This is a genomic window from Zoogloea sp., from assembly GCF_028689785.1.
Classification (GTDB): Bacteria; Pseudomonadota; Gammaproteobacteria; order Burkholderiales; family Rhodocyclaceae; genus Zoogloea.
Genome location: NZ_JAQVCN010000124.1, coordinates 1 through 3,290, shown reverse-complemented (window position 1 = coordinate 3,290; position 3,290 = coordinate 1). Strand labels below are relative to the sequence as shown.

General features: G+C 61.0%; 5 protein-coding genes. All 5 read left to right on the top strand.

Features of this window, described 5'->3' with window-relative positions; translation table 11 throughout:
• On the top strand, positions 1-348 hold a 348-nt coding region (locus PHI64_RS23495), incomplete at its 5' end, for a TolC family protein (RefSeq protein WP_366945263.1).
• A 16-nt stretch (positions 349-364) separates the two neighbouring features.
• Positions 365-1,786, top strand: a complete 1,422-nt coding sequence (locus tag PHI64_RS23490; RefSeq protein WP_299888844.1) for a copper oxidase — start codon at positions 365-367, stop codon at positions 1,784-1,786.
• A 37-nt stretch (positions 1,787-1,823) separates the two neighbouring features.
• Positions 1,824-2,489: a cytochrome c gene (locus tag PHI64_RS23485; RefSeq protein ID WP_299888841.1), complete on the top strand. Its 666-nt coding sequence runs from the start codon at positions 1,824-1,826 to the stop codon at positions 2,487-2,489.
• 110 nt (positions 2,490-2,599) lie between these two features.
• Entirely contained in the window at positions 2,600-3,031 is a 432-nt protein-coding gene (locus tag PHI64_RS23480; RefSeq protein ID WP_299888839.1) for a DUF411 domain-containing protein, read from the top strand.
• A gap of 30 nt (positions 3,032-3,061) precedes the next feature.
• Positions 3,062-3,290: copper-binding protein (locus PHI64_RS23475; protein ID WP_299886579.1), on the top strand; the 229-nt coding region annotated here is incomplete at its 3' end.

The following is a 3,290-nucleotide window of genomic DNA, read 5'->3' as shown; positions in this document are numbered from 1 at the left end:
GTTGAACGTGCGGCCGAAGCCGCCATCAACGCCCGTTCGGAAGTCCGCGAAGCCTACTCGGCGTATCGCAACAGCTTCGACATTGCAAAGCACTACCGGGACGAAATCGTGCCGCTCAACAAGCGGATCGCCGAAGAGAACCTGCTGCGCTACAACGGCATGCTGATAGGGGTCTTCGATCTGCTCGCCGATGCTCGTTCCCAGATCACCAGCGTGAACAGCTACATCGAGTCCCTCCGTGACTATTGGATTGCCCAGAGCGATCTACAGATGGCCCTGATCGGCAAACCTTCCCTCGCCGCCGCTGCGCGCACTTCCCCGGCCAGCACCGGCCGTCCGGATCACTGACCCGAAAGGACTCCCGATGACATCCCGTCGCGCATTCATCCAAAGCCTGGGCCTGACAGGTGGCGCTGTGGCCACGGCCTCGGTCAGTTCCGTCGCCATGGCCGCACTTCCTGAACTCATTATGAAGGAGGATCCGAACACAGCGCCTCCGCATCTCCCGCAAGGCGTCACCGGCGCCGGTCGGCCCTATAACCCGGTGGTCACCCTCAACGGCTGGACGTTGCCGTGGCGCATGAACAAGGGCGTCAAGGAGTTTCACCTTGTGGCCGAACCCGTGGTGCGCGAGATCGCGCCCGGCATGAATGCCCACCTATGGGGTTACAACGGACAAAGCCCGGGTCCGACGATTGAAGTGGTCGAAGGCGATCGGGTCCGTATCTTTGTCACCAACCGCCTGCCCGAGCACACCACCATTCATTGGCACGGGCAGCGTCTGCCCAGCGGAATGGATGGTGTCGGCGGACTCAACCAACCTCAGATTCCCCCCGGCAAGACCTTCGTCTACGAGTTCGTGGCACGCCGGCCCGGCACCTTCATGTATCACCCCCACGCCGACGAGATGACCCAGATGGCGATGGGCATGATGGGCTTCTGGGTCACTCATCCGAAGGAGCGGCACCCCCTCATCGACGAAGTGGACCGGGATTTCTGCTTTCTCCTGAACGCCTACGACATCGACCCCGGCAGCTACACCCCGAAGGTGAACACGATGCTCGATTTCAACCTATGGACCTTCAACAGCCGGGCTTTTCCGGGCATCGACTCCCTCAATGTGCGCCAAAACGACCGGGTCCGTATCCGCGTCGGCAACCTGACAATGACGAATCACCCGATTCACTTGCACGGCCACGAATTCACAGTCACCGGTACCGATGGCGGCCCAACGCCCAAGGGGTCCCGCTGGCCTGAAGTGACAACCGACATTGCCGTCGGGCAGATGCGCCAAGTCGAGTTCATCGCCAATGAAGCGGGTGACTGGGCTTTCCATTGCCACAAGAGCCACCACACGATGAATGCGATGGGCCATGACGTGCCGACCATGATCGGGGTCGATCACCGGGAGGCCGCCAAGCAGATCACCGATCTCATTCCCGACTACATGGTGATGGGAGAGCGCGGCATGGCCGACATGGGGGAAATGGAGATGCCGCTTCCGGACAACACCCTTCCGATGATGACGGGCCAAGGCCCCTATGGCGCGGTGGAGATGGGCGGCATGTTCACCGTACTGAAGGTGCGTGCCGAGCAGAAGGCTGGTGATTACACCGACCCCGGCTGGTACAAACAGCCTCCCGGCACCCGTGCCTATGAATGGACCGGGCCCGCCGCTGAGCCGCCGCGCGCAAAAACCCAGGGGGGGCAATCCATGCCGGCAAAGGGCAAGCCCGCAGCAACCGAAGTGCAGGTTCGAAAGCCCGGCCCGCATTCCGGTCACTGAGTTCCACTCACGATAACAAGCACTGAGGAACCCCATCATGAACAAGACTCTGATCACCCTGGCGGTTCTGGCTGCCGTGGGTGCGGCTTCAGGGGCCGTCCTTCTCTACTCTGGCGCCATCAACGTCGCCGCCGACGAGCCTCATCACCCGCTGACCTATCGTTTGCTCGAGTTTGCCCGTGAGCGCTCCATCGCAGTACGGGCAAGTGAGATCAAGCCACCTGCTGATCTGACGAACCCAGAGCGAGTCCGCCGGGGTTCGGGTAACTACGACGCGATGTGTGTGGGATGCCACTTGTCCCCGGAAGCAGAGGACTCGGAGATCCGTAAGGGGCTCTATCCGACACCCCGAGAGCTGACCACCAAGCCCGAAACTGCGCTTAATCCCCCGTTCACTCAGGCCCGTCAGTTCTGGATCATCAAGCACGGGATCAAGGCCTCCGGTATGCCGGCCTGGTCCAAGGGCGGGATGGAAGATGAAGCGATCTGGGATCTGGTCGCCTTTCTCCAGAAGCTGCCAGGGCTGACTGCGACCGACTACAAGGCGCTTGTGGCATCCAGCGAGGGACATAGTCATGGTGGGCTCGATGCCCATGACGTTCATTGCGACCATAGCGACCATGCCAAGGATGAACCCATCCCTCCCGGCGTGGTGGAAAAGAAGGGGCACACGCATCCGCCAGGCTTCAAGCACACGCACTGACAGCTGTAGAGGGGCTCGGCCTGAAGATTACAGAAATGTAATTTTCAGGACAGCTTCCCGTCGGAGTGCGCTTGCCAAAATGAGCCATCCCATTCACCAAAGGAATCGCCATGAAACTGCAGACGCTGATCTTGTCGTCCGTGCTGGGCCTGATGGCAGGCGCCGCCCTGGCCGGAGCCCCGGTCGATGTGTACAAGAGCCCGTATTGCGGTTGCTGCGGGAAGTGGGTGGAGCACATGCGCGCCCAGGGCTTCGACGTGAAGACACATGACGTGGAAGACGTTCCTGGACAGCGCAAGAAGCTCGGCATGCCCGACGCCTACGGCTCGTGTCACACAGCCAAGGTCGGCAACTACCTCATCGAGGGGCATGTCCCGGCGGCGGATGTCCAGCGCCTGCTCAAGGAAAAGCCCAAGGCCGTTGGCTTGGCCGTTCCCTCCATGCCTCCGGGCTCCCCCGGCATGGAGAGCGCCAGGCCGATGCCCTACGAAACGCTGCTCGTCAAAGCCGATGGCTCGACCAGCGTGTTTGCCCGTCACTGATATCCGTTATCTCTCATGAAGGAAATTTCCATGAAAACTCCGTTCATCGTCCTTGCCACTGTGCTGGGCACTGTATTTTCCATTCCTGCCATCGCTGCCGACGAGCATGCGGATCACACCGCCATGCACGGTGAAAAAAGCGGCGTTTCCGCCCAGATGACCGATGGCCTCGTCAAGAAGGTGGACAAGTCTGCCAGCAAGCTCACCTTGTCCCATGGCCCGCTGCCCAACGGCATGCCGGCAATGACCATGGTGTTCC

What these genes read in the sequence shown, in the direction of transcription:
- PHI64_RS23490 (WP_299888844.1), top strand. Translation starts at nt 365, where the DNA reads ATGACATCCCGTCGCGCATTCATCCAAAGCCTGGGCCTGACAGGTGGC.
- PHI64_RS23480 (WP_299888839.1), top strand. Translation starts at nt 2,600, where the DNA reads ATGAAACTGCAGACGCTGATCTTGTCGTCCGTGCTGGGCCTGATGGCA.
- PHI64_RS23485 (WP_299888841.1), top strand. Translation starts at nt 1,824, where the DNA reads ATGAACAAGACTCTGATCACCCTGGCGGTTCTGGCTGCCGTGGGTGCG.